Annotated in this window: 3 protein-coding genes; 2 read left to right on the forward strand and 1 reads right to left on the reverse strand. The window is 70.9% G+C overall.

Annotated features, from left to right (window positions below; translation table 11 throughout):
• Positions 1-170 precede the first annotated feature (170 nt).
• Both A5700_RS15345 and A5700_RS15350 read left to right on the forward strand, forming a co-directional pair.
• Positions 171-470, forward strand: coding sequence for a GlsB/YeaQ/YmgE family stress response membrane protein (locus A5700_RS15345; RefSeq protein ID WP_068072525.1), 300 nt, complete (start codon positions 171-173; stop codon positions 468-470).
• Between the two features lie 38 nt (positions 471-508).
• Positions 509-1,531, forward strand: a complete 1,023-nt coding sequence (locus A5700_RS15350; protein ID WP_068072523.1) for a zinc-binding alcohol dehydrogenase family protein — start codon at positions 509-511, stop codon at positions 1,529-1,531.
• Positions 1,532-1,537: 6 nt separating this feature from the next.
• On the opposite strand, the gene A5700_RS15355 is transcribed toward A5700_RS15350, so the two are convergent.
• Positions 1,538-2,293 (reverse strand): CPBP family intramembrane glutamic endopeptidase, encoded by a 756-nt coding sequence (locus tag A5700_RS15355; RefSeq protein ID WP_068072520.1) that lies wholly within the window; start codon positions 2,291-2,293, stop codon positions 1,538-1,540.
• Between the last annotated feature and the right edge of the window lie 133 nt (positions 2,294-2,426).

Below are 2,426 nucleotides of genomic sequence, written 5' to 3' on the forward strand. Positions count from 1 at the left end.
CCGCAGCGCAGCATGCCGGCCTGACCAGCGTCAAGGCCGGCCGCGGCGGCGTCCGTTTCGGATGATCAAACGTCTCCAAATCGGCACTCGATTCGTGACCCAAACTGGGTATACCGGATTGACGGCCCAGCAAGGAGCTGGGCTTTGCCAGCTACCCCAAGGAGATCCGCATGGACGTCATGGCAGCTACCGAATACCTGGCCCGGTCCTCGACCCTGACTAGCGTCGGCATCATCGGCTACATCATCATCGGCGGTCTCGCCGGTGCGCTCGCCAGCCGGATCATCCGGGGCAGCGGCGCCGGCATCCTCATGGACATCGTGATCGGCGTCGTCGGCGCCCTCATCGGCGGCTTCATCCTCAGCTTCTTCGTCAACACCGCCGGTGGCGGGCTTATCTTCACCTTCTTCACCGCACTGCTCGGAGCCCTGATCCTGCTCTGGGTCGTCGGGATGGTTCGTCGCACCTAAGTCCCCGCGCCGGTGGTGGTCAGCGGCATGATGGAGCCATGTCGCTGACCACCACGGTGATGCGCGCCTGGCGGGTCCGCCGACCCGGCCCGATGGACACCGACCCGCTCGAGCTGACCCGCGCCGAGGTGCCCCGCCCGGCCCCGTCCGAACTGCTCGTCGCCGTGCGCGCGTGCGGCGTCTGCCGCACCGACCTGCACGTCACCGAGGGTGACCTGCCGGTGCACCGCGACCACGTGACACCCGGCCACGAGGTCGTCGGCGAGGTCGTCGAGCTGGGATCGGACGTCGGCGACGATTTCCGGGTCGGCGACCGCGTCGGCATCGCCTGGCTGCGCCACACCTGCGGCGTCTGTAGCTATTGCCGCCGGGGCGCTGAAAACCTGTGCCCCCACTCGCGATACACCGGTTGGGACGCCGACGGCGGCTACGCCGACTTCGCGACCGTCCCGGCCGCCTACGCCCACCACCTGCCGCGCGGCTACAGCGACAGCGAACTCGCGCCGCTGCTGTGCGCCGGCATCATCGGATACCGCTCCCTGCTGCGCGCCGAGCTGCCGCCTGGGGGCCGGCTGGGCCTGTACGGCTTCGGGGGCAGCGCCCACATCACCGCCCAGGTCGCGTTGGCGCAGGGCGCCGAGGTGCACGTGATGACCCGCGGCGCGCCGGCCCGGGAGCTGGCGATGCAGCTCGGCGCCGCCTCGGCGCAGGGCGCCGCCGACCCGCCGCCCGTGCCGCTCGACGCGGCGATCCTGTTCGCGCCGGTCGGCGACCTGGTCTTGCCGGCCCTCGAGGCCCTGGACCGCGGCGGCACGCTGGCCATCGCCGGGATTCACCTGTCGGACATCCCCAGCCTGAACTACCAGCGCCACCTGTTCCAGGAGCGTCAGATCCGTTCGGTCACGTCCAACACCCGGGCCGACGCGCGGGCCTTCCTGGAGTTTGCGGGCAAACACCGCATCGAGGTGACCACGCCGGAATACTCGCTGGGCGAGGCCGACCGGGCGTTGGCCGATCTGAGCGCCGGACGGATCGCCGGCGCCGCGGTGCTGCTGCCCTGATCAGGGTCAGGTCGACAGGTGCCACACCAGCGCGGCGGCCAGCGCGCCCAACCCGTTCAGCGACCAGTGCAGCGCGATCGGCGCGATCAGACTGCCGCTGCGGCGGCGCAGCCAGCTGAAGACAAACCCCGCCGCCCCGGTGGCCAGCACCGCGCCGGTCACCCCCGCCAGCATGCCCAGGACGCCGCCGCCGAGCAGCCGGGACAGCCCGACGTTGCTGCTCGTCAGGCCGAGTGACGTCGCGACGTGCCACAGGCCGAACAACAGCGACCCGGCCAGCGCGACGCCGCGAAAGCCCCAGGCCCTATGCAGCGCGCCGTGCAGGACGCCACGGAAGGCCAGCTCCTCGGGGATGACCGTCTGCAGCGGGATGACGACCATCGACGCGAGCATGGCCCCGGAGACGGTGGCGTATCGGTGGTTCATGAACATCGGGCGGGTCATCGGGAGCGCCACCCCGACCGCGATCACCAGGGCGACGACGGCCACCGCACCCAGCGCGTAGCCCAACCCGGACTTCCAGTGCTCGCGACCCAGCCCCAGGTCCGCCCAGCCCAGACCGCTGCAGCGCATCAAGACGACCAGGCCGAGGGCGGCGACCGGGACGGTGCCGATGCCGGCCCACGCGGTGGTGAAATGCGCGACCACGTTGGTCACCACCAGCACCAGCACGACGATGGCGATGTCGAGGTGGATCCGGAGGCGGTGCAGCGCCGAAAGCTGCGCCGCCAGCGGGTGGGTCTCGGCTGCGGCGTCGGGCATCAGACCAGATTACCGGCGCCGCGGTCCGCGGCGGCGCGACGAGATTGCGGTCATGGTCGCGATGAACGCGGGAATGCAGCCATGGCGGCAATCTCGGCGAGCAGGATCACGACTCCCAGGTCCACCCGGAGAT

Origin of the sequence: Mycobacterium sp. E1214 (assembly GCF_001666755.1) — a bacterium.
Lineage (GTDB): Bacteria > Actinomycetota > Actinomycetes > Mycobacteriales > Mycobacteriaceae > Mycobacterium.

Excerpts from the sequence above, each read along its gene's own strand:
- A5700_RS15345 (WP_068072525.1), top strand. The coding sequence starts at position 171 with ATGGACGTCATGGCAGCTACCGAATACCTGGCCCGGTCCTCGACCCTG.
- A5700_RS15350 (WP_068072523.1), top strand. The coding sequence starts at position 509 with ATGTCGCTGACCACCACGGTGATGCGCGCCTGGCGGGTCCGCCGACCC.
- A5700_RS15355 (WP_068072520.1), bottom strand. The coding sequence starts at position 2,293 with ATGCCCGACGCCGCAGCCGAGACCCACCCGCTGGCGGCGCAGCTTTCG.